Source organism: Pantanalinema sp. (assembly GCA_036704125.1).
Taxonomy (GTDB): Bacteria; Cyanobacteriota; Sericytochromatia; order S15B-MN24; family UBA4093; genus JAGIBK01.
The window spans coordinates 1-25,931 of record DATNQI010000027.1; the positions used below are offsets into that span (position 1 = coordinate 1).

23 protein-coding genes are annotated in these 25,931 nt (G+C 67.4%); 13 read left to right on the forward strand and 10 right to left on the reverse strand.

Features of this window, described 5'->3' with window-relative positions:
* Positions 1–70 precede the first annotated feature (70 nt).
* From V6D00_04015 to V6D00_04030, 4 genes are read left to right on the forward strand one after another with little or no spacing between them, the layout of a single operon-like run.
* On the forward strand, positions 71–1,540 hold the full coding sequence (locus V6D00_04015; protein ID HEY9898325.1) for an ATP-binding protein: 1,470 nt from the start codon (positions 71–73) through the stop codon (positions 1,538–1,540).
* 58 nt (positions 1,541–1,598) lie between these two features.
* Positions 1,599–1,862, forward strand: a complete 264-nt coding sequence (tatA, locus tag V6D00_04020) for a twin-arginine translocase TatA/TatE family subunit (GenBank protein HEY9898326.1) — start codon at positions 1,599–1,601, stop codon at positions 1,860–1,862.
* Between the two features lie 24 nt (positions 1,863–1,886).
* The gene (gene uvrB, locus V6D00_04025) at positions 1,887–3,893 is read left to right on the forward strand and encodes an excinuclease ABC subunit UvrB (GenBank protein HEY9898327.1); all 2,007 of its coding nucleotides are present in this window, start codon (positions 1,887–1,889) and stop codon (positions 3,891–3,893) included.
* Complete coding sequence (locus tag V6D00_04030) at positions 3,886–6,702, forward strand: protein kinase (protein HEY9898328.1); 2,817 nt, start codon at positions 3,886–3,888, stop codon at positions 6,700–6,702. The genes uvrB and V6D00_04030 overlap by 8 nt, the downstream gene beginning before the upstream one ends.
* A gap of 87 nt (positions 6,703–6,789) precedes the next feature.
* Here the strand turns inward: V6D00_04030 and V6D00_04035 are convergent, their stop codons facing one another.
* From V6D00_04035 to V6D00_04065, 7 genes are all read right to left on the reverse strand, one after another.
* Positions 6,790–7,275 (reverse strand): prepilin-type N-terminal cleavage/methylation domain-containing protein, encoded by a 486-nt coding sequence (locus V6D00_04035; GenBank protein HEY9898329.1) that lies wholly within the window; start codon positions 7,273–7,275, stop codon positions 6,790–6,792.
* A gap of 88 nt (positions 7,276–7,363) precedes the next feature.
* Positions 7,364–7,999 (reverse strand): hypothetical protein, encoded by a 636-nt coding sequence (locus V6D00_04040; protein HEY9898330.1) that lies wholly within the window; start codon positions 7,997–7,999, stop codon positions 7,364–7,366.
* 77 nt (positions 8,000–8,076) lie between these two features.
* Positions 8,077–8,841 carry an ABC transporter permease subunit gene (locus V6D00_04045; GenBank protein ID HEY9898331.1) on the reverse strand — a complete coding sequence of 255 codons (765 nt, stop codon included), beginning with the start codon at positions 8,839–8,841 and terminating at the stop codon, positions 8,077–8,079.
* Positions 8,842–8,855: 14 nt separating this feature from the next.
* Positions 8,856–9,458, reverse strand: coding sequence for a hypothetical protein (locus V6D00_04050; protein ID HEY9898332.1), 603 nt, complete (start codon positions 9,456–9,458; stop codon positions 8,856–8,858).
* Positions 9,439–11,109, reverse strand: coding sequence for a secretin N-terminal domain-containing protein (locus tag V6D00_04055; protein ID HEY9898333.1), 1,671 nt, complete (start codon positions 11,107–11,109; stop codon positions 9,439–9,441). Before V6D00_04055 ends, V6D00_04050 begins: the two co-directional genes overlap by 20 nt.
* Before the next feature lie 112 nt (positions 11,110–11,221).
* Complete coding sequence (locus tag V6D00_04060) at positions 11,222–11,845, reverse strand: type II secretion system protein (GenBank protein HEY9898334.1); 624 nt, start codon at positions 11,843–11,845, stop codon at positions 11,222–11,224.
* Positions 11,846–11,853: 8 nt separating this feature from the next.
* Positions 11,854–12,450 carry a type II secretion system protein gene (locus V6D00_04065; GenBank protein ID HEY9898335.1) on the reverse strand — a complete coding sequence of 199 codons (597 nt, stop codon included), beginning with the start codon at positions 12,448–12,450 and terminating at the stop codon, positions 11,854–11,856.
* 151 nt (positions 12,451–12,601) lie between these two features.
* On the opposite strand from V6D00_04065, the gene V6D00_04070 reads away from it, so the two are divergent.
* The 5 genes from V6D00_04070 to V6D00_04090 all read left to right on the forward strand — a co-directional run bounded on the left by V6D00_04070 (position 12,602) and on the right by V6D00_04090 (position 19,102).
* Complete coding sequence (locus V6D00_04070) at positions 12,602–14,122, forward strand: type II secretion system F family protein (protein ID HEY9898336.1); 1,521 nt, start codon at positions 12,602–12,604, stop codon at positions 14,120–14,122.
* Positions 14,122–14,517 carry a type II secretion system protein gene (locus tag V6D00_04075; protein HEY9898337.1) on the forward strand — a complete coding sequence of 132 codons (396 nt, stop codon included), beginning with the start codon at positions 14,122–14,124 and terminating at the stop codon, positions 14,515–14,517. The genes V6D00_04070 and V6D00_04075 overlap by 1 nt, the downstream gene beginning before the upstream one ends.
* Before the next feature lie 90 nt (positions 14,518–14,607).
* Positions 14,608–16,089, forward strand: a complete 1,482-nt coding sequence (gene pilM / locus V6D00_04080; protein HEY9898338.1) for a pilus assembly protein PilM — start codon at positions 14,608–14,610, stop codon at positions 16,087–16,089.
* Complete coding sequence (locus V6D00_04085) at positions 16,089–17,360, forward strand: hypothetical protein (protein HEY9898339.1); 1,272 nt, start codon at positions 16,089–16,091, stop codon at positions 17,358–17,360. The genes pilM and V6D00_04085 overlap by 1 nt, the downstream gene beginning before the upstream one ends.
* 2 nt (positions 17,361–17,362) lie before the next feature.
* Positions 17,363–19,102: a GspE/PulE family protein gene (locus V6D00_04090; GenBank protein HEY9898340.1), complete on the forward strand. Its 1,740-nt coding sequence runs from the start codon at positions 17,363–17,365 to the stop codon at positions 19,100–19,102.
* A 37-nt stretch (positions 19,103–19,139) separates the two neighbouring features.
* On the opposite strand, the gene V6D00_04095 is transcribed toward V6D00_04090, so the two are convergent.
* Genes V6D00_04095 through V6D00_04105 form a run of 3 tightly spaced genes read right to left on the reverse strand, consistent with a single transcriptional unit; the run spans position 19,140 to position 20,642 of the window.
* Complete coding sequence (locus V6D00_04095) at positions 19,140–19,709, reverse strand: hypothetical protein (protein ID HEY9898341.1); 570 nt, start codon at positions 19,707–19,709, stop codon at positions 19,140–19,142.
* Positions 19,687–20,133: a hypothetical protein gene (locus V6D00_04100; protein ID HEY9898342.1), complete on the reverse strand. Its 447-nt coding sequence runs from the start codon at positions 20,131–20,133 to the stop codon at positions 19,687–19,689. The genes V6D00_04095 and V6D00_04100 overlap by 23 nt, the downstream gene beginning before the upstream one ends.
* The gene (locus V6D00_04105; protein HEY9898343.1) at positions 20,130–20,642 is read right to left on the reverse strand and encodes a hypothetical protein; all 513 of its coding nucleotides are present in this window, start codon (positions 20,640–20,642) and stop codon (positions 20,130–20,132) included. The genes V6D00_04100 and V6D00_04105 overlap by 4 nt, the downstream gene beginning before the upstream one ends.
* A 230-nt stretch (positions 20,643–20,872) precedes the next feature.
* Between V6D00_04105 and V6D00_04110 the strand changes: the two genes are divergently transcribed.
* The 4 genes from V6D00_04110 (at position 20,873) to V6D00_04125 (ending at position 25,820) form a co-directional block, all read left to right on the forward strand.
* A complete protein-coding gene (locus V6D00_04110) occupies positions 20,873–22,048 on the forward strand; it encodes a DUF4912 domain-containing protein (protein HEY9898344.1) in 1,176 nt (391 codons plus the stop codon).
* A 39-nt stretch (positions 22,049–22,087) separates the two neighbouring features.
* Entirely contained in the window at positions 22,088–23,674 is a 1,587-nt protein-coding gene (locus V6D00_04115) for a 1,4-alpha-glucan branching protein domain-containing protein (GenBank protein ID HEY9898345.1), read from the forward strand.
* 143 nt (positions 23,675–23,817) lie between these two features.
* Positions 23,818–24,750 carry a LysM peptidoglycan-binding domain-containing protein gene (locus V6D00_04120; GenBank protein ID HEY9898346.1) on the forward strand — a complete coding sequence of 311 codons (933 nt, stop codon included), beginning with the start codon at positions 23,818–23,820 and terminating at the stop codon, positions 24,748–24,750.
* 164 nt (positions 24,751–24,914) lie between these two features.
* Positions 24,915–25,820 (forward strand): hypothetical protein, encoded by a 906-nt coding sequence (locus V6D00_04125; GenBank protein ID HEY9898347.1) that lies wholly within the window; start codon positions 24,915–24,917, stop codon positions 25,818–25,820.
* Positions 25,821–25,931 lie beyond the last annotated feature (111 nt).

Genomic DNA, 25,931 nt, shown 5'->3' on the forward strand with positions numbered 1-25,931 from the left:
AAGCCGGCTCGGGCCGACGGACATCCGAAAGGGGCCGGCGAAAGCCGGCCCCTTCTCATGAGGATACGGCGTGACTCATCCGGACTCCACCTCTTCCACCATCTTCATCCAGCTCCTGAGCGATCTCGGGGAGGCCGCCCTCGTCCTCGAAGGCTTGCACATCCTGGCCGCAAACGACGCCTTCTGTCGCATGACGGGCTACCGCGCCGAGGAACTGCTCGTCCTGGAAAGCTGCCTGGAGCTTGCGGCCTTGACGGATCGCCCCTTCCTGGAGCATCGCCACCGGCAGCGCCTCGCCAACCCCGGAGGAATCTCGCACGCCGAGACCCGCATCCGCCACCGGGACGGACAGACGCTCGACGTGTCGGTCTCGGTCAAGCCCCTGCTGCCCGACGTCCACCGCTACATCGTGCTCGTGCGCGACATCACGCAGCAGAAGCGGAACCAGGAGGATCTCCGGCGCGCCAACGAGCAGTTCGCGATCATCCTGCAGGGGGTGGCGGACGGCATCTTCGCGATGGATGGGGCGGGCGATCTCGTCTATGCCAACGACGCTGCCCTTCGCTTCTACGGCTTCACGCGCGCGCAGGCCGAGCTCGTCGACTGGAAGGCCCAGCTCTCACGCCAGGTCGCCTTCTCGGAGATCGGGGGCAGCCCGATCCCGATCGATCGCCTGCCCATCATGCGGGCCCTGGCGGGCGAGGTCGTCCCCGGTCAGGTGATGGACTACCACTTCCTCGAAACAGGGGAGCGTCGCGTCGCCATGGTGAAGGCGACGCCCGCCTTCGACGCGGAAGGCAGGGTGCGCTTCGCGATCGCCATCGTCACCGACCTGACCGAGCGCACGCGCCTCGATCGCCTCAAGGGCGACTTCCTGAACGCCGTGACCCACGAGCTGCGCACGCCCCTCACCTCGATCAAGGCCTACGCCGAGTTCCTCGAGGATGAGCTGCTCGGCTCGCTCTCGCCCGAGCAGCACGCGTTCATCGCCCAGCTCCAGCGTGGGACGCGACAGCTGGAGGTCCTGGTTGACGACCTGCTGGACTTCGCGCGAATCGAGGCAGGCGAGTTCGTGGTGCGGCCGCAGCCGTGCGACGCGGCGGCCATCGTCAGACAGGTGGCCGAGGCCTTCGACCCCATCGCGCAGGCCCGAGAGCTCTCGCTCACGGTGAGCGCCCCGGGCGCGCCCCTGGAGATCCAGGCGGATCCCAACCGCCTGGTCCAGATCCTCAACAACCTCATGAGCAACGCCCTGAAGTTCACCCCCGCGGGGGGCTCGGTGAGTCTCGGCCTCCAGGGGGCCGATGCCGAGACCACCTTCGTCGTGGCGGACACGGGGATCGGGATCCCGTCGGAGCACATGCCGCACCTCTTCACCAAGTTCTACCAGGCCGAGAGCTCGTTGACCCGCAACTACAAGGGCACCGGGCTCGGCTTGCCCATCACCAAGGCCCTGGTCGAGGCTCACGGGGGCACCATCTCGGTGGCGAGCGTGCCGGGGGCGGGCTCCACCTTCACCATCCGTCTGCCTCACGCCTGAGTCCGTGGACGCCCCCCATGGGGCAGGATATAATGGGTCTGCGAGATCGGGCCGTCAGGTGCGCGCCGCTCGCCAGTTCCACTCCCTTGCGAGGTCCTCCATGCTCAGTCCCACCACCGTCGCCATCGTCGCCATCGGCGCGCTCGTCGTCTTCGGCCCCAAGAAGCTCCCCGAGCTGGCACGCTCGCTCGGCAAGAGCCTCGCCGAGTTCAAGGCCGGCGCCGAGGAGGCCCAGGATGTCCTGAAGCGCGAGATCAACCGCCCCGCCGAAGCCCCCAGGTCCGAAGCCTCCGCGAGCGAGGCCAAGCGCGACGACGCTTAATCTGCTTTGACTCCGGAGTACCAGGTGCCAAATCCCTTCGCTATCAAATCCGCTTATCAGCCCGCGGGCGACCAGCCCACGGCGATCGCCAAGCTCAAAGAAGGGCTCGACCAGGGGATGGCCGCCCAGACCCTCCTGGGAGCGACCGGCACCGGCAAGACCTACACCATCGCGCAGGTGATCCAGGCTGCCCAGCGGCCGACGCTCGTCATCGCGCACAACAAGACCCTCGCCGCCCAGCTCTGCAACGAGCTGCGCGAGTTCTTCCCGGACAACCGGGTCGAGTTCTTCATCTCCTACTACGACTACTACCAGCCCGAGGCCTACATCCCCTCGAGCGACACCTACATCGAGAAGACCTCGAGCGTCAACGACGAGATCGACAAGCTTCGCCACTCGGCCACGCGCTCGCTCCTGGAGCGCCGCGACACCATCGTCGTGGCCTCGGTCTCGTGCATCTACGGCCTGGGTGCCCCGGAGGAGTACCTCAAGGGCACCGTCTTCCTCAATCGAGGCGACGAGCTCGGCCGCGATGCGCTGCTCATGCACCTGGTCGGCGTCCAGTACGAGCGCAACGACGTGGAGCTGATGCGCGGGCGCTTCCGGGTCAGGGGCGACACGCTCGAGATCGTTCCGGCCTGGGAGGAGAACGTCTTTCGGATCGAGTTCTTCGGCGACGAAATCGATCGCATCACCGAGATCGATCCGGTCACCGGCGAGGTCGTCAGCACCCGCGACGAGCTCGCGATCTACCCGGCCAAGCACTTCGTCACCTCCGAAGACCGCATGCAGGCGATCATCGCCGACATCGAGGCCGAGCTCGCACGTCGCCTGCCCGAGCTGCGCGGCGCCAACAAGCTGCTGGAGGCCCAGCGCCTGGAGCAGCGCACCAACTACGACCTGGAGATGATCCGCGAGATCGGCTACTGCAACGGGGTGGAGAACTACTCGCGCCACTTCACCGGCCGTGCGCCGGGAGAGCCGCCCCCCACCCTGCTCGACTACTTTCCCGACGACTTTTTGGTGGTCATCGACGAGAGCCACGTGAGCATCCCCCAGATCCAGGGGATGTTCCACGGCGATCGCGTCCGAAAGGAAACCCTGGTCGAGCACGGCTTCAGGCTGCCGAGCGCGAAGGACAACCGCCCGCTCAAGATCGACGAGTTCTGGGAGCGGGTCGGCCAGAAGATCTTCGTCTCGGCGACGCCGGGGGACTACGAGCTGAGGGTGTCGGATCGGGTGGTCGAGCAGATCATCCGGCCGACGGGCCTTCTGGACCCCGAGGTGCTGGTCCGGCCCATCGAGGGGCAGATCGACGACCTGGTGGGCGAGATCCGAGAGCGCGTCGCGCGCGAGGAGCGCGTCCTGGTCACGACCCTCACCAAGAAGATGGCCGAGGACCTGACCGAGTACCTCCAGGAGATCGGCATCCGGGTGCGCTACCTTCACTCGGACATCAAGAGCCTCGAGCGCATCGAGATCCTCCGCGACCTGCGCCTGGGGGCCTTCGACGTGCTGGTGGGGGTGAACCTGCTGCGAGAGGGGCTCGATCTGCCCGAGGTCTCGCTGGTGGCGATCCTCGACGCCGACAAGGAGGGCTTCCTGCGCGCGCACCGATCGCTCATCCAGATGATCGGCCGAGCCGCTCGCCACCCCAAGGGCAAGGTCCTGATGTACGCCGACAAGATGACCGATTCCATGGTCAAGGCCCTGGAGGAGACCGAACGCCGCCGCGCGCTGCAGTTCGCCCACAACGAGCGGCACGGGATCGTCCCCAAGGCGATCGTCAAGAGCACGCGCAACCTGATTCTCGAGAGCCTCAGCGCGGTGGACAAGACGGCGGCCGCGGTCCCCATGAGCGCCCCGGCGAACCCCGGCGACCTCGCCGGCATGATCAAGGACCTGGAGGTCCAGATGAAGGCAGCCGCCGCGATCCTGGACTTCGAGACGGCGGCCGCCCTGCGCGATCGCATCCAGGGCCTGCGCGCGCAGCAGGAGAAGGCCCGCAAGGACATGAAGCTTCATGGCTGATCTGCGCACGCACCGCGAGCTCACGGAGAGGGGCGAGGCGGCCATCGTCTCGGCCCTCTTGGCGCTGGGGGACGCCTACGTCGTCCTCCCGCACCTGCTCCTGAGCGGCATGCTCGGCCCGCGCAACCCCGACGACCTCGACGTGGTCGTGCTTGGGCCCGCCGGGGCCGCGCTGATCGAGTACCGTCACTGGCATGGACGCTTGACCGTTTCCGAGGCGCCGACCCCCTGGATCCTGCACTACGCGGCGGGCGGCTCGGAGCCGCGGCCCAACCCGGTGTCGAGCTTGCGCGACAAGGCCCAGGCCCTGCTCGAGCACCTGAGCGCCAGCGGCGCGGCGCCCGCGACCGTCCTCAAGGCGGTGGTCGTGCCTGACCGCACCCGGATCGAGGGCGAGGCACAGGAGCCTGTCATGCCCCTTTCGGCGCTCGCGCTCTGGCTGGAAGGGGCCCTGAGCGGGCCCGCCTCGCCATGGACCTTGCAGGCCGCCGATCTCCTGCGCCCGCCGGTCCCGCCCCGGATGGTCAACCAGTATCGCCTGACCTCGCTGCTCGGGCGGGAGGGGGATCACACCACCTACCTCGCCTTCGACACCCTCAAGCATCGCCTGGTCACCCTCCGGGAGATGCCCTACGATCCCTTCCAGCGCCCCGAGGACCTGGACCGCGCCCGGACCGAGCTCCTGCGCGAGGCCAAGCTGACCATGGAGCTGTTCCACCCGGCGATCGCCCGGATCGACCAGCTCATCCCGCAGGACGATTGCTACTACGTCGTGGGAGAGTGGATCGAGGGGGCCCAGAACCTGCGCGAGGCCCTTTCGCACGGCGTCCTGACCGTCGAGAGCGCGCTGGATCTGGCGATCGCCTGCGCCGATGCCCTGGCCTACGCCCATGGCCGCGGGATTGTGCATCGCAACGTTCGGCCCGAGAACATCCTGCTTGCCGGCCGCGCCGTGAAGCTGACCAACTTCAAGATGGCCAAGAAGGCGGATCTCGGCACGCGGTCCACCTTCGACCTGCGCCAGATGGCCCAGGAGAACCCTTACGCGGCCCCCGAGTTCAAGCTCGGTGCCGAGGGGCACCACCGGGTGGACGTTCGCGCCGACGTGTACGCCCTGGGGGCCGTCCTCTACGAGGCCCTGAGCGGCAACCCGCCGGTCCACCTGGACGAGAAGTACTGGCATGCGCCCTCTGCCTCGCGCTCGGGCATCCCCGAGGGCCTCGACGCGGCCATCCAGCAGGCCCTGCGCTTCGATCCCGCCCAGCGCTTCTCGACCATGGCGGCCTTCCGCGAGCGCTTGCTCGCCATTCGCGAGGGGCGCTCGGCCGATCCCAAGCCCGCGCGCTACGTGGAGCGCCGCCTGGTAAAGCGGACGCGCAACAGCCTGCTTTACAGGGCGCTCGATCGGGAGCGGGGCCACGAGGTGGCCCTCAAGAAGATCCTGCTCGATCCCGCCGTCTGCCCCGACGCCCGAAGCGCGGCGGTGCAGCGCCTGCTCCGCGAGGCCCAGATCGCGCGGACCCTCGTGCACCCGCGCATCGTGACGGTGCTCGACCAGTTCGTCGAGGACGAGGACCCGTACGTGGTCATGGAGTGGCTGGAGGGCCACGACGTCCGCGAGCACCTGGACGGTCGCCGCGCGGCGCTGACGTGCGAGGAGGCCCTGGACCTGGTGCGGCAAGCGGGCGAGGCGCTGAGCTACGCGCACGAGCAAGGGATCGTCCATTGCGACCTGAAGCCCGAGAACCTCATGCGCGAGGGTAGCCGGGTGACCGTGCTGGACTTCGGCCTGGCCTCGCGCGTGGGGGCCGACCCCTCGCCGGAAGCGCTGCCGGCAGGGACCCCGCGCTACATGGCGCCCGAGGTGCTTCAAGGCCTTGCGGCGGACCCGCGATCCGACGTGTTCTCGCTGGCGGTGGTGCTCTACGAGCTGCTGACGGGCCGCTATCCTTACGGCCCCGAGGTCCTCATGGGCCGCTTCGCGCCGAGCGAGAGCGAGACCATGCTCGCTCCGCCCAGCCACCTGAACCTCGCGGTGCCGCCCGCGCTGGATGCGCCCCTCATGAGGGCCCTGGCCGTTGCGCCCGAGGCGCGGACCCCCACCATGGCCGAATTTCTCGCCGAGCTCGCGGCAGCGGACGAGGCGATGAACGCGGGGGGCTTCCTGCCGCGCGGGAACGCGCCCCTCAGGGCCCTTTTCCTGGGCGGGCTGGGGCTGGTCGTGGTCGGGGGGCTGGGGCTCGGCGTCTATCTCGGCGGGCCTGGCCTGATCGGCGGCTTGCCACAGCAAAGCGCGCCCCAGCCCTCGCCGGCCGACGCTTTCGCGTCGCGTCCTGCCCTCGAGCGGACCCCGGCACCCCTTCCAAGCGAGGTTCCCGCCCCGGAGCCGACCCCGCAGCCGACGCAGGCCCCGGTCACGCCCGCGCACGAGGTGAGCTGGGCGAGCAGCGCGGTCAGCATCAACGGGGTGACGGTGCGGGTCGAGCGCATCATCGGGGACAAGGGGCAGAGCCTGGTGACCCTGAAGGTGACCAACGGAACCGATGCGGTGGTGAGCTTCCTCAAGCCGCAAGAGGCGCTCGGTCGCCTCGTCATCACCGACGATCTCAGCGGCGATTACAGCCGGGACGTGGACTGGACCTCGTTGCCCCTGGTCCTTTCCCAGGTCGAGGCGGGGCAGACGGCCGAAGGCACCCTGCGCCTGACCCGCACCATCGACCCCGCCGCGGGGATGGTGCGCCTGCTGCTCAAGGAGGACGGCGGGGTGAGCCGCGAATTCTTGCTGCGCGCCTATCGTCTCGAGAACTGAACCGGCGGGGGCTTCAGCCGAGCCGGCAAACGTCGAGGTCCCCGGCCAGCTGGCCGGGGACCTCGAGATTATTGGGAGGGTTGAGGCTTACTTGCCGCCCTGGATGAAGCCCACCCCGCCCCCGCTGGGGGGAACGATGCCGATGGCGAAGTTCGCGAACGAGGGGGAAGCGACCGACCCGATGTCATTGAAGCTCATGGTGCCGGCGCCGGTCGAATAGAAAATGACGCCAGCGCTGGCCGTGCTGGTATAGCCCAGCGAGCTGGCCCAGCTGCCGCTTGCGACCGACGGGGTGATGGCGCCGCCCCAGGGGCTGCTCTTCGCATCGTCGCGACGCGCTTCCCATGCGGTCTGCAGGCCCGCAGCATCGGGATAGCTACCCCCGCGGTTCGCCGAGATCTCTTCGGCCATGGTCGCGAGCGCGAGGACCTTCTCTTGAGCCTTCGAGTTGCCCGCGGAAATCTTGGACTGGTTGTACAGGGTGATGGCGCCTGCCAGCACGATGACACCGATGACGATCGCGAGCGACACCTCGATCAGGGTGAAGCCGGATTGATTGTTGCGCCGAGACATCTTCACTTGAGAAGTCCTCCTAGAACACACGATTACTTGCAGTCTATACCCCTGCCTGATTACTTCTAACAGCGTCAGGACGCGATTCTCAATTCTTCACGCTAACCCCCAGGCGCTCGAGCGCATTCTTCGCCACCTGTCTAACGCTCGGGTCCCGGCTGTCCTCCAGGATGCGCCGCCACACCTGGGCTGCGAGGTCCTTGCGCGTGGCCTGCTCGTACATCCTGGCGACGAAGTAGCGCGCCTCGGGGGGAGCCCCGGGCAGGGAGGCCGCGCGCGCGTAGTAGCCCGCCGCGCGCATGTTGTCGTTCCCGAAGAAGAACAGGGTGAATCCCGTCTGATAGGGGAACCAGTAGTCGCGGGGATGATGCCTGGCGCCCTTGTCGAGGAGGGCCACCGCCTCATCCACACGGCCGCTGTCGGCCAGCGCGAGCGCGCCCAGGTCGTAGGCGGGCTTGAAGCGGGGATCCAGGTCCACGATGAGGTTGAGGATGGGCGAGAGGTTCTGGAAGTGGCGGCCGTGGGTGAGCTGGTAGCCCCAGTAGCTGGAAAAGCGCATGTAGAGGGCGTCGGCGGCGAGGTTCTCGAAGCCGAGCACCGCGCGCGCGACCGGTGCCGGGGGCACCGAGAGGTAGCCCTGGCGCCCGGGATCGGCCGGGTGTCGCATGGTGCCGAGCAGCGTGGCGGCACCGCCAAGGGCCGCCAGCGTGAGCAGCCATGGCAAGGACTCGCGCCCCCTCCCCTGCGCCCCCATCGCGGGGGGGGAGGGGGTGGTTGTCGGGGTTGCCTTGAGGGCCACGGCTAGAGCTCCTTGCGCCTGAAGACCAGGACCGACAGGCCGGTCAGGGCGATCATCAGGCACAGGGCGTAGGCGACGCAAAGGCCGAGCTCAGCGGGGGATGGGAGCACCCCGTAGACCACGTCGTTCTTGAGGTTCAAGGCTTCGAGGTTCGGGATCATCCGGTAGAGGACCTCGCCGAAGGTACCCGCGAAGCCGCCCGCGTGCTGACCGTAGGTGCGGATCAGTTCCGTCTGATGCCCCAGGACCATCAGGGCCAGGGCGTAGAGGGCCGCGAGAGTGGGCGAGGTCATCAGGGAGAAGAGCGTGGCGATGCCCGCCACCACGAAGGTCTCGAGCGCGCCGGTCGCGATCGCCACCAGGTAGTGGGGCATCAAGGGCAGGTGCACCACCGCGAGCATGCCGTAGAAGACCAGCGCCATGGCCGCGATCAAGAGGCCGAGGGCGGCGACGAGGCCCAGGTACTTGCCGACGATCAGGGCGGTGCGGCCGATCGGCTTGCTCAGCACCACGTAGAGCGTTCGACGCTCGAGCTCGCGGGGCATGTCGTGCGAGGCCAGGGCGATCGCGACGAGGGTCGAGACGAGCTGCATGGTGCCCAGACCGAAGTCGAGGACGATCTTGGCGCCGGCACCGGGCCCCAGGTCCCCCAGGGCGACCGAGAGGGCCATGAGGCCGAGCCCGAAGAGGAGCGCAAGGTGAAGCAGCTTTTCGTTGAGGGCCGCCTTGAAGCTCAGACGGGCGATCGCGACCACCTTGAAGTCCATGGCCATGTCGCTTGCTAATCAACCTCCGTGATGGTCTTGATGACGTTGATGGGGATGCTGAGCGTCGTGTCCGCCTTGACGCCGAGGTCATTGTTGCCGATCAGCTTGACCTCGGCCGTGATCGTCGGGATCGCCGACGCGGTCGCGCCGCTCGGATCCGTGAGGCCCAGCAGCTCCTGCGTGACGAGGCCGCTGAGCTTCACCGTGACCGATTCGGGCGCGGTGGCGCGATCCTTTTGGGTCAGCTGGATCAAGACCGGCAGGACTGTTGCGCTGGCGAAGGCGGCGGTGTACGAGATCTTGCCGCTCTTGCTCACGGTCCCGGTCGACGGGTTGAAGTACTGCGCCTGGGCCCCCGTGAAGCGAACCGGCGAGGAGTTATTCTCCATCGTCATCACGATGCTGGGATCGGTGACGGTCGCCTTCCCGCTGTCAGGGACCGGACCCTGGGCGCTGCGCGACCACTTGAAGGTCCACGCGATCTGGGCAGGTGCGCCGAGGGTCGCGCGCACGCCGCTGGTCTCGACGATCCCGGCGAAGTACTTGTTGGGGTCGCACGCCGCGACGCTCAGCACGCCGAGGATTAGCAGCAGGGGACTAAGCGCGCGGCTTTTCATCCTTGATTACCTCCGGGGTCAGGAAGATCTGGACTTCGGTTTGCTTGCTCGTGTCGTTGCGAGTCTGGAACAGGCCGCCGAGGAAGGGGATGTCGCCCAGCAGGGGCAGCTTCTTGACGGTCTCGTCCTTGCGCTCCTGGATGAGGCCCCCGATGACGATGGTCTCGCCGTCCTTGACGTAGATCTCCTGGGCCTGGTACTCGCGGGTGCTTTTGAGCGTGGCGATGAGATCCCCTGTCTGCGTGTTGCGGATCCGCTCGCCGGCGACCGAGATGACCGGGTGAATGCTCATCGACACGCCGCCGTTGGAGTCGATGCGCGGGGTCAGCTCCAGGACCACCCCGGTCTCATCCGGGGTGACGGTGCGCGTGATGATGGTGTTGTTGGCGTTCTGGGTGATGTTGGTTTCCATCTTGCCCACGATCTGGTCGGTGATCTTGATGACCGAGGTACGGTTGTCCATGGCCAGGATCTGGGGGCTCGCGAGGACCTTGACCTTGCTCGCGGTGATGAGCGCGTTGAGCTTGACCTGGAAGCTGAGGGCGCCGTTCGCCACGGTGTCGTAGGTGAAGGTGCCGTCGCTGCGGCCCGAGTCGAAGTCGAGCTGCCGGGCGCCCGCCTTGTAGCTGAGCCCCAGATCGCGCGAGTCGTCCACGCCCATCTCGACGATCTGCGTCTTGATGCGGACCTGAGGGCGGCGCTTGTCGATGGACTTGAGCACCGACTCGACCAGCATCAGCTCGCTGCTGGAGCCCATCACCAGGAGCGCGTTCTGGGTGGGCATGGGAATGAAGCGCGGCGAGTCCTGGGAGACGGCGATGATGTCCTTGCGCTGGGTCGGGCGGGCGCCGGGGGCCACGGCCGCGAAGTCGGGCACGCTGTTCTGGAGGCTGGAGATGGCCTTGCCTGCGCCCGCCTCGAAGAAGCTCGCCCGCAAGACGTCCACCGCCTCCTTGGGCGTGACGTAGTTGAGCGGGAAAATCCTGCTCGGCGTGAGAACGTCGAGGCGTCGCACCAGGCTCTCCGCCTGGTTGACCCTGTCCTCGGGGCCGGTCAGCACGATGCGGTTGGAGCGCGGCTCGGTCTTGACGCTGAGCCTGAACAGGTCCCGGATCTCCGAGGCGCTCGGCGCGCCGGCGCCCTCGACGGCGGTCGTCACGGATTCGCTGGCTTCCGCCGAGCCGGCCTTGGGCGACGCGGCGGCCTGCGCGGCCTGGGGATTCAGGTCCAGGAGGTCGTTGAGGGTCGGCAGGATGGCCTGGGCGTTCACGTAGCGAAGGGGCACGAAGCGCATGACCGGCTGGCCGTACTGACCCGACCGGTAGACGACGAAGCTCTTGCCGTAGGGCTGCAAGCGATAGCCGTTGGCCGTCAGCATCGACTCGAGGATCTGGTTGAGGGGGGTCTGGAAGAAGTCAAGCGACACGCTGCCCTGAACCGAGTCGTCGAGGATCAGGTTGAGGTTCCCCGTCTCGGCGATCAGCTGGAGCGCCTCGCGCAGGGTGGTGTTGCGCAGCCGGAAGGTCATCTTGCTCTGGCCTCCGGGCACCGAGACGCGCCCCTGGAGGTAGACGTTGTCCGCCGCGTGGCCGGGGCCGCTCGAGAGCAGGCTTGCCACCACCAGGGGCAGCAGCAACCGTTTGTGTTTCACCAGGCAGTCCTCCCTACAGCGACGCGTCCGAGTATCGTACGATCCACCGGATACGCTGGCTGTGAGTTGCGCACGAAGCTTGTACCCTTGTTCGTGGGCCGCTTAACCCTCTTCACCAGGGGTCGGAGGGCGCGTTGGAGTCGCCGCCCCCGCCGTTGCCGACCTGCCCTTCCAGGTCGTAGGAGTTGCTGCCCGAGGCGAGCCGGGATCCCCTCACGAACCAGTAGGGCGGGATCGCCCCCCCGTCGTTGGGGACGACGGCGACGAGGTAGTTGTAGAAGCTGACGTCCACGTCATCGCCGCCCGCCGAGTCCTGGGCGTGGATCTTGGCCCCGGGGCTGTTGGGGTCGGTCTGCCAGTAGTAGAGGACCCCCCGGTCCCCACTGATGGGGTCCGGCACCTGGCCGCTGTCGCTCGCGATCCCCCCGCCGACGCCGATGTTGGAGTTGTTGTAGACGGCGAACCCGCCCCAGGGGCTCATGTCGAAATCCTGAGGGCGCTTGGCCTGCCAGGTGCTGTAGAGGGTCTGGACATCGGGGTAGTTGCCGCCGCGCAGGGCGTAGAGGGACTCGACGGTGCCCTGGAGGGCCATGACCTTGTCGAGGGCCGCCGAGTCGCCGACCGATTGGCGGTACTGCCGGTAGAGGACGGTGCCCGAGGCGAGCAGGACCGTCCCGATGGTGATCACCAGGATCGCCTCGATCAGCGTGAATCCCGCCTGCTTGTGCGCGCGCATGGGGAGACCTACCTTCCGCTGGTGACCATGTAGTGCTTGTTGGCGCTCTTGAGGCCGGCCAGGCCGTAGCCGGTGATCGGAACCTGCATCTTGCGCGTCTGATCCCAGACCGAGCCCGTGGCGCTGGCGTTCGGTCCCTGGCTATCCGTCAAGCGGTAGTAGTAGAGGCCGCCCGCGGTCATCCGGGACTCCTGGCCGTAGGGGATCACGCCCTTGGCATCCAGGTCGACGTTGACGTCCCCGCCGCTCTGGAGATCCCCGAGCACCGGGACGGCCCCGGCGGAGGCCGCAGTCACGGCGATGTCCCCTCCCCAGGGCGACTTGTTGTAGTCCTCGGGACGGCGGGCCTTCCAGGCGTCCTGGACGTCGGTGAGCGAAGGGGACTGACCCTGGGCCGAGTAGAGGGTCTCCACGACGGCCTGGAGGCTGCCGAGGCGCTGGCGCATGGCCGCGTCGCCGGCGTTGTCGCGCGTCTGGTTGTAGAAGACGGTGACCGAGGCGGCGATGATGATGCCAATGCCGAGGGCCAGGCCGATCTCGAGGAGGGTGAAGCCTCCTTGCGAGGAACGACCTGCCGGATCGGCGGGGCGCGTTGCCGGTTTCACTTGCGGTGCTCCTTTGGCCTTCAAGCTAGCTTCTAGCAGTATACCAAGCCTGGCTGCGGTCATAACTCGGCTGAGCGCTGGTACAAAACCGCCCGGCGCGGGTACGAAGTGACCGCTTGGGCCTTTCCAAGCCAGTGGACCGAGGAGCCGCATGGCCGAGCAAAAGTACTTCGAATACGTCGCCCAGTCCGGCGAGACTGTCCGGCGCGCCACCATCACGGCCACGGACGAGCGGATGGTGCGCGCCATCCTGCGCGAGCAGGGCATGACCCCCATCGAGATCAAGCGGGTCAAGGCCCGGGTCGAGGAGGAGGAGGCGTCCTTCGGCGCGCCCGGTGGGCTCTACGGCCGCGAGAAGAAGCGATCCTACTATTACATCGCGATCCCGACCGACGGCGGCGAGAACGTGCACGGCGAGATCATCGCCTCCAACGATCGCGAGGCCCGCCAGCAGCTTCGCGAGCGCGGCCTGATCCCCTCCAAGGTCGAGATCAAGCGGCTCTGGCACGACCTGATGATGGCAGGCAAGGTCTCCACGGTCGCCGAGATCCGCGCCCATGCGCGCGAGTCCAGCCGGCCTGCGACCTTCGGCCGCCGCGTCGCGCTGCTGCTCAACCGTCGCATCGGCCTCAAGGACATGCTCTTCTACGCGTCCCAGCTCGCCACCATGAACGAGGCGGGGCTCTCCTTCGCGCAATCCATGGACATCCTCTCGGGCCTCATCACCAACCAGCGCCTGCGGATCATCCACGAGGTCGTGCGCCAGCAGGTGATGGAGGGCGTCTCGCTCGCCGACGCGTATCGCAACTTCGAGAACGAACTGCCGCGCATCTTCATCGAGCTGATCACCGTCGGGGAGGCGAGCGGAAACCTCGAGCACACCCTGAACCGCATGGTGACCTACATGGAAAAGCAGCTCGAGATCCAGGGGAAGATCCGCTCGGCCATGACCTACCCGCTGATCATGATCGGCCTGATCACGGCGATCGTGCTGGGCCTGACGATCTTCGTGGTGCCGACCTTCGTCCAGCTCTTCGACTCCTTCAAGGTCGAGGTGCCGGTCACCACCAGGATGCTGCTCGGCTTCAGCTGGTTCGTCACCCACCACTGGTACCTGTTGCCGGTTCCCCCCGTGGGGATCTTCCTGCTGTGGAAGGGGGTCCTTGCGACCAAGTTCGGTCGGCAGTTCTACGACCTGTGGGAGTATCGCTTCCCGATCTTCGGCAAGCTGGTCTACAAGATCACCATCTCCCGGATTCTTCACAACCTGGCGCTCTTTCTGAACTGCGGCATCACCATCCTCAGCGCGATCGAGCTCACGCAGCAGTCCATCGGCAACGCCTACACCTCGATCAAGCTGGAGGGCATCCGGGTGGGCGTGTCCCAGGGCATGCGCCTGTCGTCTCTCTTCGAGGGGACCGAGCTCTTCCCGCCGATGGTCAACTACCTGCTCATCGCGGGCGAGGAGTCGGGCTCCATCGACGAGCTGCTGGAGCGGGGCGCCAAGTATGTTGACCAGGAGGTCGACGCCTCGATCAAGACGCTCACCAGCGCGATCGAGCCCATGCTGACCGTGGTGGTGGCGGGGGTGGTCCTGTTCGTGGTGGGCAGCCTCTACCTTCCGCTCGTCGGCCTGATGAAGGGCGGCGCCGGCGGCGCCGGGGGGATGTGATGCAAGGCAGACAGCGGGGCTTCACCCTCATGGAGCTCACCCTCACGGTTGCGATCGCCATGGTGATGCTCGCGGGCAGCATGTGGGCGCTCAAGCAACACAACGCCGAGGCGCGGGTCCAGCAGAGCAAGGTGACGCTCGCCACCCTGCGCACCCAGATCGCGAGCTTCCGCTACCGGGTGGGGCGCTTCCCGAAGCGCTCGGAGATCTACGCCAACGGCTTCATCCCCGGGATGGCGAGCGTCTCCGAGGCCGTGAGCGGCGTGCCCCTCGTCTACCTGACGGGGGAGGCGACGCCGAGCTGGGGAGGCTGGCTGTACGACGAGGCGAGCGGCATCGTGGCGCCCAACCTCGATCCCGTGCGTCATCCCGGCGACCTTCCGTCCCTCTGGTGAAGCGATGGTGCGTTTTTCACAGTCTTTGTTCAGGAACTCCCGTTAAATTGGGATGGGATTGGTTGACATGCTGATGAAAGTGTCGTCCCGGTGAGAACACCAAAAGGTTATGTTGGTCTCTATGTCACGAGCGACAAGATCGAGGCGGTGCTTCCCGCTTCGATCGATGGCTCCATCGAAGAGACCTACACCTACCCCCTACCCCCCGGTCTCATCACCGACGAGGGGGGCGTCGAGTCGTCCGACGATCTGGGCGCGGCCCTCAAGGAGGCGTGGAAGGCTCTCGGCCTGCGCACCAAGCGGGTCGTTCTGATCCTCAACTCGCGCCAGGCCATCGTGCGCCTGGTCCGTCTGCCTCACCTGCCCCTCAATCAGCTGAACCACGCCATCCTCTCCGAGGCCGAGCAGTTCGCCCTCTTCCGCAACGACGCCCCCATGGTCGATTACTTCGTCGCCAGCCAGGAGGGGGATTTCATCCAGGTCTGTTACGGAGCGGCCGCCGAAACCCTCCTCAAGCCCTATGAAGCCGCCATCAAGACGGCCGGCCTGCGTCTGGCCGGGGTGGACCTGGTGCAGATGGCGGGTCAGCGCGGCATGGCCTACTACCACCCGCCCGACGATGCCCCCTGGATCGGCGTCCTGCTCATCCCGCAGCGCCTGATCGTCACGGCCTGGATCGAGGGCAAGCTCGCGGCGGTTCGCGAGCTGGTGCTGCCCGAGCGGGACAACATCTCCATGGAGCTGGTCGCGCTCAACTACCTGCCGGATGCGGTGCGCTCGGTCGCGGGCGTCAGCCTCGGCGAGGAGCCGCGCCTGGTCATCGGCGCCCAGCGCCCCGAGGACGCCCGCGAGCTCGCCTCGCACGCCGAGGCCCACATCAAGCTGCCCATCTGCATCGCCGAGCCGGCCGAGCTGGACCCGGACCTGGATCTGCCCTCGTGCGTGGCGCTCGGCGCCGGCCTCTGGGGCCGCAGCGACACCCTCCCCTCCTTCAACCTCGTCAAGGGCAAGGCGCCGGCCGTCGAGCTCCCCAGCCTCTCCTTCAAGATCCCGCTGGACGTGGTCAAGGATCGCGCGCAGCAGGTGGCGATGCCCGCGCTGGTCGGGGTGACCGGGCTCGCCCTGCTGGGTGGGGCCGGCTGGCTCTGGTCGCAGAACGCGGCGGGTAAGGTGCAGGACCTCAAGGGCAAGATCGCGGCCGCCCGCACCGAGAGCCTCTCGCTGGAAACCGAGCTCAAGAAGTCCGAGGCTCCGCCCCAGGTCGAGGTGCTGCGCCAGTGGATCCCGCACCACGCTGAGACGCGCTTCGCCGCGGACCTGGTCTCGAAGCTCAGGGGGATCGTGCCGGCCGACACCTGGATCGGCACCGTCTCCTACGTCTCCGGCCGCGAGGTGCGCCTGCAGGGGGCGGCGCTGAGCCAGACGTCGTGCCTTTACTTCGCCGATCAGCTCGGAGCGATCGATGCCGTCGCCCAGGTCCGAATCCTCAGGCTCGAGAAGCAGGGCGAGACCTACACCTTCGAACTCCAGGCGCAGCTGGGTCAGAAGTATCGAACGGACGTGCTGCCATGATGGAGCGGGTCGATCGCAGGGTCGTGCTCGGGGGGATCGCGGGCGCCGCCGTGCTCGGCGGTCTGGCCTACTTCGTGCTCGCCATTCGTCCGGCGGCCCTCGAGGTCGCCACGCTGAGCGCCGAGCTCGATCGGGTCATCCAGCAGCAGAACGCGGCCTCTCAGCGCCTGGCCGAGAGCAAGGCCCGCGTCAACCCGGCGGACGACGAGATCCAGCGGCTCAAGCTGTTCGATCTGCGGCAGGAGCAGGGTTTCGACACCGCGCTCGCCAATCGATCCAACGTGGGCCTCATCGCCCTCTCCGAGATCCTGCAGCGCCATGCGATCACCATCGAGGCCCTGACTCCCGGGCCCATCGACGAGGAGAAGATCGCGGTGCAGTCCGTGCCCCAGGCGGGGGTGCTGCACCGTCGCTACCAGATCCGGGCCCGGGGCCGGTATCAGGACGTCCAGGCGGCCTTCAGCGCCTTCAAGACCCTGCCGCCCGCCCTCGAGATCGACCAGTACGACATCCAGTACGTCGGCGCCGAAGGCAACCGCGCGAACGTCCTCTTCCAGCTGGGCTTCGGGTTCAACTTCCTCGTGTCCCTCGAGCAGCTCGATCGCTTCTCCGATCTGGCGTCGGCGTCGGTCCTGCCTGCGCCTGCCTTCACCTTCAGCACGCCCGCGCCCGCGGCCGCCCCTGCCGCCTCCCCCTCTTCACCCCAGGTCTCGACCCGCCGGACCTGGTGGTCGGCGATCGCGGCATGGGTTGATCCGAGCGCGGAGGCCGCACCGGCTCCAAGCCCGACCCGCTCGCCTGCTCCCGCGCTCAAGACCTACTCGTTCAGCGTGGATCGGGGCGTGACCCTCGGGCGACTCGAGCCCTTCTTGCCGCTCGGCGCGGCCCGCGAGGCGCCGGTGCCGGCGCCGCTTCCCAGGGCCGTCGCCCTGCCCTCGGCGGTGGCACCGCTGCCCTCCACCCAGCTGCTCGCGGTCCTGCTCTCCAACAACGGGCAGGCGAGCGCCCTCCTCCAGGTGGGCAACGATCGCCTGCGCGTGCGGGCGGGCTCGATGCTCGCGGGGGGCGGCCTGGTGGCTGCGATCGGCAAGGATTTCGTGCTGGTTCGTCAGGGCGGCGCCCTGCATCGCATCGGCCTGGGCGCGGACGCTCCCTTGTCGCGAGCGGCAGTCTCCCCGGCCTTGCCGCCCTTGGTCCCCGACTTCCCCAGCGTCCCGACCCTTCAGATCCCGGGCGAGCCCACGTCCGTGTTCGACAAGACCAGGAGGTAGCGATGGATCAGGCGGCGGCCTCGAGCGGCACGGGCGGGCTGCGGAAGAAGATGATCGGCGAGTGGCTGTGCAACCTCGGCCTGATCTCGCCCTTCCAGCTCTCGGAAGCCCTCAGCACGCAGCAGGAGAGCGGAGAGCGCATCGGTCAGATCCTCATCCAGAAGGGGTATCTGAACGAGCGAGAGCTCTCCGAGATCCTGACGCTGCAGGAGGTGCTGGCGACCAAGTCCTCGCTCCTGGACTTCCCCATCGAGGCCGAGACGATCGCCCTCATCCCCGAGGCCTTCGCCCGCAAGAACCTGCTGGTCCCCCTCATGAAGGTGGGGCGCCGCCTCATCATCGCGACCCGCAACATCGACGACCCCAAGCTGCTCGACCACCTCTCGCTGCTCACGGGCTACATCGTGGTGCCGATCGGCTTCCGCGAGGAGGACCTCAGCGCTGCGCTCGGCCGCTTCTACGAGGATCGCTCGCGCCGGGTGGACGACACCATCGAGCGCGCGATCAAGCGCACCGGGGCCGGGCGCGACGACGGCCGCCGCCAGCAGGCGCAGGACATCTCGGCCAGCACCGAGGTGGACGCGCCGATCGTCGAGCTGGTCAACTCGATCCTGACGGACGCGGTCGAGCGAGGTGCCGCCGACATCGCCTTCGACCCCACCGAGGACGGGCTCGCGATCCGCATGCGCAGCGACGGCGTCATGACGACCGTTCTCAAGCTGCCCCGCGCCATCGAGGCGTCGGTGATCACCCGCATCAAGGTCATGGCGGGGATGAACATCACCGAGAAGCGCCGCCCCCAGGACGGACGTTTCTCGGTCGTGGTCAACGGCGAGAAGATCGACTTTCGTACCTCGTGCATCGCCACCCACTGGGGCGAGCGCATCTCCATGCGAATCCTGCGCACCCGCTCGATCCTGCACGGACTCGATAACCTGGGGTTCTCCCAGCGCGATCGCGACACCCTCGAGCAGATCCTCCTGAGCCCCATCGGGGTCATCCTCGTCACAGGTCCCACGGGCAGCGGCAAGACGACCACCCTCTACGCGGTGCTCCAGCAGTTCGATCGCGAGTCGGACAGCATCATCACCATCGAGGACCCGGTCGAGTACCCGGTGCCGGGGATCGCCCAGATCCAGGTCAACCCCAAGATCGACCTGAACTTCTCGAGCGCCCTGCGCACCGTGCTGCGCCAGGATCCCGACGTCATCATGGTGGGTGAGATCCGCGACCTGGAGACCCTCGAGACCGCGACCAGCGCGGCGATGACCGGTCACCTGGTGCTCTCGACCCTTCACACCAACGACGCGGTCAGCACCGTGACCCGCATGATCGAGATGGGCATCCCCCCCTACGTGGTGGGGGGCACCGTCTCGGGCATCGTCGCCCAGCGCCTGATCCGATGCGTCTGCAGCGCGTGCAAGACGACGCGCAGCGCCACCGTCAAGGAGAAGGCGTTCCTGAACGTCCCCGTCGAGGAGGAGCTGACGCTCGCGGTCGGGACGGGCTGCGAGCGCTGCAACGGCACGGGCTACAAGGGCCAGCTCGGCGTCTTCGAGATCCTGCGCATCACCCGCCCCATCCAGAGCCTGATCAGCCGCGGTGAGCCGAGCACCGTCATCCAGGACGAGGCGAACCGCCTGGGGATGAACTCCCTGCTGGACGACGCCAAGGAGAAGGTTCTCAAGGGCCTCTCGACCGTGGACGAGGTCATCCGCTGCCTGGGCACCGGCACCAACTAGCAAGAAAGCAGCGGGGCGGCCTCTGGCCGCCCCGCTTTCATCGCCAGGCGCGCGGGGCGGCCACCCGCCGGACATAGACGGGGGTGGATTCCCTGGTGGGCTGGAGAATCAGCTGGATCTGGATGCTCGGCGGGTCGGCCGCGAGGTTCGAGAACAGAGGAGCGATGAGGGCGGGCGCGTTGTCGAAGTCCTTCACCCCGACCCGGAAGGGGTCGTAGTTCGCGATCGCGCGCTGAGGCCCCACGGTGGTCGAGACGCCGACGGGGTTGCCGGGGGGGACGTACTCGGTGCGCGTGAGGACGCCGAAGCCCGGCGAGCCTGGCTGCTGGGCCATCCGGTAGACGATGCGGCTGGTGGGGGTCCTGAAGTCGACGACCAGCGGGGTCGGCGGGACCATTGTGGTGGCCTGGTCCAGCTCCGCGGCCATTCGTTCCACGACCTCCACCCCGTCGTTGCCGCTTGCGAGCTCGCTGGCCACCATGCCCAGGGACTGGCCGAAGGTGCGGTAGCCGATGAAGAAGGCGCTGAGGAAGGCGGTGCTCAGCGAAAGGGCGAGCACCAGCTCCAGCAGGGTGAGGCCGGCTTCAGATTCCAGGTCGACGGCCATTGGTCACCCCCAACTTCCAGAAGCGCGTGAAGGACATGGTGGCGGTCGAGGGGGCGCCATTGACGGTCGGCCTCACGGTGACCGCGTACTCGGCCAGGTCGTAGGTACCGCCTCCCGCGTGGCCCGCCGTCGGGGCCTCGACCTGGCGAACCGAGACGTCCGCGTAGATGCTCTCGGTCCCCAAGGGCAGCGGGGCGAGGACCGTGGGCAGGGCGGGGTTGGTCCGCAGCGCCTTAAGCGAGGCGACCTGGGCATTCATGTACTGCTCGACGATCCTCGGCGACGCGACGGAGGCCGTGCTGCTCGCCGCGGCGCTGTCGAAGGTGGTGCGCAGGAGCTGGGCCGTCATCATCATGCCGATCAGCAGGATGACCCCCGAGATGGCGGCCTCGACGATGGTGAAGCCCCGTGCCCTCAGCCTCATCGCCGGTACTCCGTCACTTCGTACTGAGTGCCCGAGGCGACGGTCACCGTGACCAGCCGGCTGACGACCCCCCAGTCGGGGGTCGTGATCGAGGCCTTCGCCTGAAGGCTGCGAGTGCTCGGGCTTCCGCCCGACCAGCCAGGCCCGACGAAGTCGACCGAGCCTGTCGCAGAGCTCGTCGCCGTGAATCCCCCGTACTGGATCGCCAGATCGGCGAGCTTGGCGAACTCGATCGCGCTCGGGGAGGTGGTCGCGACGTCGGAGAGTTGCCGGGTGTTCCACTTGAAGAGCTGGTTGTTGATGAGGGACTCCGCGACCAGCTGCGCCTGGGTCCCTGCGAAGTTGGCGCGGCGCATCTCGGCCGCGAGGTTCAGCTGGGTCTGCAGCAGCCGGGTGAGGCCCGCGCCGGCGAGCCCCAGCGTCAGGACGATGAGGGCCGAGATCAGGACGACGTTGCCCCGCTCGCGGGGCCTGCGATCGATTGAGCGTGGTTGGCGAGTGGTTTTCACCCCAGGGTTATACCCGATCGAGCGTTGCTTCATCCCACCCGCGCGCGAGGGGCGAACTTGCCCCCCCGCAAGGGGAGTGTTAAGATTGCGGAGAGTATCCGACGGCGGGTCTTCTGGCCTGTCGTCGTTTTTGTATGTGCCTCCTGGCTTGACGGACTCGATTGTAAACGGTACATATACTTCCGTTAAGCTATGTAAATGACCGGACGGCCACCCGAGGAGCATGACGCGTGCAACGTGAACGACTGGATATCATCAAGGGCGAAACCGAAGCGATCGAGAAGCTCGACGCTGCCGAGACGGCGCCGGAGCCCGGCGACGCGAGTCCCGAGGAGGGCGGCGTCATCCCCGCCGTAGAGGCGGTCGAGGCGTCGGTCGCCCCGGATGCCGAAGCGCCGCAGGGTCCCCCGCTCAAGAAGACCTGGATGAAGCCCGAGCTCTTGATCGACGACGATCTCGGCGAGCTGCCGGGCGAGTACGAGCGCGATCGCGCCGTCCTCATGGTCCGCGACCCCTTCTGGGTCCACGCCTACTGGGACCTCGACGCGGAGTCGGTCACCCGGGCCAAGCTCGAGGGCGGCGCCCAGCTCACGCTGCGCGTCCACGACGTCACGGACCTCGTCTTCAACGGGGCCAACTCGCACTACCACTTCGACGTGGCCATGCCCTTCGATTTCCAGCGGGTGTGGTACTTCAACGTCCCGAACGACGGGCGCACCTACCTGGCCGAAGTCGGCTACCTGCGCCATGACGGCCGCTTCATCGCTCTGGCGCGCTCCAACGCCGGTACCACGCCCCAGTCCAAGATCTCCTCGATCATCTCGGATCGCTTCGTGGACCCCGAGGTGAGCCCTGGCGTCGCCGCGGCCCCTGCGCCCCAGGTCCAGCAGCCCTCGCCTCCCCCTGCCGCCCCTCGTGTCCCCGAGCTGGTGCCGCAGCAGCCCGCCCCCGCCATGGCGACCCCTGAGGTCGAGAGCGTCGAGCCCGCCCCCCAGAACCTCGAGATCAGCGAGCAGATGTACCGCCTCTCGCTGCGCGGCACGCCCTACTGGTCGGCCAACATCCCCAAGTACGGCGAGTTCCTGCTCGAGCGCGCGACCAGCTCGGAGGCCATGCCGCTCGCGGCCATGTCGAGCGCCCAGCACGCCCCCCAGCCCCCCGCCCCCCAGGCGAAGGACTTCTGGCTGGTGGCCGACTGCGAGCTGATCGTTTACGGCGCCACCGAGCCCGACGCCAAGGTGACCCTGCGGGGCCAGGCCGTCGACCTGCGCCCGGACGGGACCTTCACCCTGCGCTTCGCGCTGCCGGACGGCATGCACCCGATCCCCATCCACGCGGTGAACGCGGACGGGGACATGGAGCGCTCGCTCACCATCACCGTCTCCCGCAACTCCGTCGCGCCATAATCTCAGCCGTCTCAGTCTCGTCGCGAAAGGATCCCGCCCATGGCGATTGGCTATCTGGCAATGGTGCTGCACGCGCACCTGCCGTTCGTGCGCCATCCCGAATACAGCTTCTTCCTTGAAGAGGATTGGCTCTACGAGGCCATCACCGAGACCTACGTCCCGCTCATCGAGGTGTACGACGGCCTGATCGCGGATGGCATCGACTTCCGCATCACCATGACGCTCACGCCGCCCCTGGTCTCGATGCTCGCCGATCCCCTCCTCCAGAGCCGCTACGTCCACCACATCGACGAGCTGATCGAGCTCTCCGAGAAGGAGGTCGTCCGGACCCGCTTCGACGGGCACTTCAACTACCTGGCGCGCTACTACCTGGATCACTTCAAGCGCATCCGCCACATCTTCGTGGACCGCTACAAGGGCAACCTGGTCACGGCCTTCAAGAAGTTCCAGGACCTGGGCGTCCTCGAGATCGTCACCTGCGGGGCCACCCACGGCTTCTTGCCCCTGATGCAGATCACGCCGCAGGCGGTCCGTGCCCAGATCCTGGTGGCCGCCAACTCGTACGAGAGCCACTTCGGCCGCAAGCCCCGCGGCATCTGGCTGCCCGAGTGCGGCTACTATCCCGGGGTGGACCGCTACCTCAAGGAAGCGGGCATCAAGTACTTCTTCACCGACACCCACGGCCTGCTCAACTCGACGCCGCGCTCGCGCTACGGGGCCTACTCGCCCCTCTACTGCCCCAACACCGGGGTGGCGGCCTTCGCCCGCGACCAGGAGTCGTCCAAGCAGGTCTGGAGCTCGATCGAGGGCTACCCGGGCGATCCGATCTACCGCGAGTTCTACCGCGACGTCGGCTACGACCTGGACCTTGACTACATCGGTCCCTACGTCCAGCCGGACGGCACCCGGAAGAACACCGGGATCAAGTACTACAAGATCACCGGCAAGACCGATCAGAAGCAGCCCTACGACCCCTACTGGGCGCGCGAGCGCGCGGCGGTGCACGCCGGCCACTTCATGAACTGCCGCGAGCAGCAGATCGAGCACCTGTTCGGCGTGATGGGCAAGCCCCCCATCGTGGTCTCGCCCTACGATGCCGAGCTGTTCGGCCACTGGTGGTACGAGGGGCCCCAGTTCATCGACTTCCTGATCCGCAAGTCGGTCCACGACCAGAACGTCTTCAAGCTGACGACCCCCGCGGAGTTCCTGGAAGACAACCCGATCAACCAGGTCGCGACCCCCTCCTACTCCAGCTGGGGCGACAAGGGCTACGCCGAGTTCTGGCTCAACGAGACCAACGACTGGGTCTACCCGCACCTGCACGTCGCCGCCGAGCGGATGGTGGAGCTTGCGAGCCTCTACCGGAGCGACGGCAGCCCGCTGCGGACCCGGGCGCTCAACCAGTGCGCCCGCGAACTGCTGCTCGCGCAGAGCTCCGACTGGGCCTTCATCATGAAGACCGGCACCATGGTCGAGTACGCCGTCAAGCGTACCAAGAGCCACCTCAAGCGCTTCAACAAGCTCTACGACGAGATCAAGGGCGGGAGCATCGACGAGGACTGGCTCCACAAGTGCGAGTACCTCGACAACATCTTCCCGGAGATCGACTACCGGGTGTATCGCTGACCTGAAAGGGGATGGGGCCGAGGCCCCATCCCCTTTTTGTAACTTTAGTCACAAGTTAACACCTTTTTTACCGAGTTCTCGGCTGCCACGGCGATAAGTCTCTCGGATGGAATGGGAAACAATCCTTCAGGGAGGACTTCGCAATGATCAACGTCGCTGGCAACCTCAACGCCACCCGCATCAAGCCCCAGGCTCTGCCCGAGGCCAACCAGACGCACGTCGTCCGCAAGGGTGACACCCTGTGGGACATCTCGGCGGCCAAGCTCGGCGACGCCACCCGCTGGCCCGAGATTCACGAGCTGAACAAGAGCCAGATCAAGGATCCCGACCTGATCTACCCCGGCCAGGTCCTCAAGCTTCCCACCCTGCGCAAGCCGTCGCAGCCCACCAAGCCCTCGGTCCCTGCCCAGCCTCCGGTGTCGACCAAGCCGACCCAGCCCACGCAGCCGACCAAGCCTTCTGTCCCCGCCCAGCCTCCGGTCTCGACCAAGCCCACGCAGCCGACGAAGCCCCCCGTGTGCGAGAAGCCCGGCCAGGGCGGCGACGTGATCCTCTTCCCCACCAAGCCGACTCAGCCCACCAAGCCCTCGCAGCCCACCAAGCCCGCCGACCCCAAGTATCCGACCGTCGGCGAGTACGTGAAGGATCGCTTCGACAAGGCGGTCGACTCCACGGTCGACGTGCTGCACGGCGCCGCCGAGCTGGCCCTGCCCCCCGTGCTCCTGGGCGAGATGGTCGGCATCAAGGCCAAGAACTCCGCCGACGCCTACGGCCGGATCTGGGACCTCGAGATGGATCCCGCCGGCAACTGGAAGAACGAGGCCCGCAAGATCCGCGACGAGGAGTCGGCCGAGGCGGACGCCACGATCCGCAACCTCCCCGGCGTCCGCGCCATCCACGCCGCCGGCGATGCCATCGAGGACGCCGCCGAGTGGACCGGCGACCAGCTCAAGGCCGGCGCCAAGGCGGTGGCCGAGGTCCCCAAGGGCGCGGCCCGCGGTGCGGCCAAGGGCATCGGCGGCATCGGCGAGGCGCTCACCCGCTTCTCGAACTGGGCCCTCGGCGGCCTCAAGTAACCCACCCCCGCGTCCTCCTTTTCCATCCCATCCATCCCATCCCGGGCGTCGCCGCTTCCCGAAAGGGAGGCGGCGGCGGTCGTTTAATGAATTCTTTACCTCCCAACCTGGTAAGTTTCGCTTGCTGTGTGGGATAAAAGAACTATCGGTAGGAGGAGACCACCATGGCCATCGAATTCCGCAGCATCACCGTCAACAACAAGAGTGCCGTCCGAGGGAGCGCCCAGCAGGCCGAAGCCCCCGAGCGTCTCGAGGTCGGCGCCGATGCCAAGCCGGCGGCGCGCGGCGCGGTGATCAAGGGCGACGAGGCTGCCTTCTCTGTCTCCTCGCGCAAGCAGCCGACGACGACCGAGTACCCCACCGTCGGCGAGTACGTCAAGGATCAGTTCGACGAGAAGATGAGCGGCGTGCTCTCGGGCCTCCACCTGGTCGCCGAGACCCTGCCGCCCGTGCTCGTCGCCGAGATCGCGGGGATCCACGCCCAGCACAAGAAAGCCGCCCTCGAGCAGATCTGGCAGTTGCCGATGGATCCTGCCGGCAAGTGGAAGATCAAGGCCGAGAAGATCATGGACGCCGAGGCCGCCGCGGCGCGCGCCGAGGTGCGGGAGCTGCCCCTGGTCAAGGCCGTGAACAACGCGGGCCAGGCGATCGCAAACGGCGCCTCCTGGCTCGGCGGCCAGGTCGAGGCCGGGGTCAAGGGTTTGGTCTCCGGCATCGGCAACGTCTTCAAGAGCATCGGCAAGGCCATCACCCACGTGGGCAACTACATCCTCGACGGCTTCGTCTCGACGGGAGTCGCCGTGGGCAAGGGGGTCCAGGCGGTCGATCGCGGCATCGAGAACGGCGCCCGGGCCACCGGCGAGGCGGTCCGCGATGCGGGCACCACCCTGTCGCGCGGCGCGACCCAGGCCTACCAGGCCACCGCCGAGGGCCTGACCTGGCTTGGCGATCAGGCGGTGGAGCTGCCACGCACGGCGGCGCGCGGCGTCGCGCGCGGGATCGGGGATTTCGGCCAGGGGATGGTCGACTTCTCGGAGCGCAGCGAGGCGTATCTCGCCCCCTCGTACTAGACCCTTCGAAGCCCAAACGCCGAGCGAGCCGCCTCAGAGCGGCTCGCTCGGCGTTTGGGCGTTGATATTTAAGGGATAATTAACCGAAAACCAAGCAGGAAACCGGGCCTT

Coding starts and splice junctions, on each gene's coding strand:
- V6D00_04100 (HEY9898342.1), bottom strand. CDS start 20,133: ATGAGGCTGAGGGCACGGGGCTTCACCATCGTCGAGGCCGCCATCTCG.
- V6D00_04095 (HEY9898341.1), bottom strand. CDS start 19,709: ATGGCCGTCGACCTGGAATCTGAAGCCGGCCTCACCCTGCTGGAGCTG.
- V6D00_04045 (HEY9898331.1), bottom strand. CDS start 8,841: ATGGACTTCAAGGTGGTCGCGATCGCCCGTCTGAGCTTCAAGGCGGCC.
- V6D00_04050 (HEY9898332.1), bottom strand. CDS start 9,458: ATGAAAAGCCGCGCGCTTAGTCCCCTGCTGCTAATCCTCGGCGTGCTG.
- V6D00_04070 (HEY9898336.1), top strand. CDS start 12,602: ATGGCCGAGCAAAAGTACTTCGAATACGTCGCCCAGTCCGGCGAGACT.
- V6D00_04090 (HEY9898340.1), top strand. CDS start 17,363: ATGGATCAGGCGGCGGCCTCGAGCGGCACGGGCGGGCTGCGGAAGAAG.
- V6D00_04125 (HEY9898347.1), top strand. CDS start 24,915: ATGGCCATCGAATTCCGCAGCATCACCGTCAACAACAAGAGTGCCGTC.
- V6D00_04075 (HEY9898337.1), top strand. CDS start 14,122: ATGCAAGGCAGACAGCGGGGCTTCACCCTCATGGAGCTCACCCTCACG.
- V6D00_04115 (HEY9898345.1), top strand. CDS start 22,088: ATGGCGATTGGCTATCTGGCAATGGTGCTGCACGCGCACCTGCCGTTC.
- V6D00_04035 (HEY9898329.1), bottom strand. CDS start 7,275: ATGTCTCGGCGCAACAATCAATCCGGCTTCACCCTGATCGAGGTGTCG.
- V6D00_04120 (HEY9898346.1), top strand. CDS start 23,818: ATGATCAACGTCGCTGGCAACCTCAACGCCACCCGCATCAAGCCCCAG.
- V6D00_04060 (HEY9898334.1), bottom strand. CDS start 11,845: ATGCGCGCGCACAAGCAGGCGGGATTCACGCTGATCGAGGCGATCCTG.
- V6D00_04030 (HEY9898328.1), top strand. CDS start 3,886: ATGGCTGATCTGCGCACGCACCGCGAGCTCACGGAGAGGGGCGAGGCG.
- V6D00_04085 (HEY9898339.1), top strand. CDS start 16,089: ATGGAGCGGGTCGATCGCAGGGTCGTGCTCGGGGGGATCGCGGGCGCC.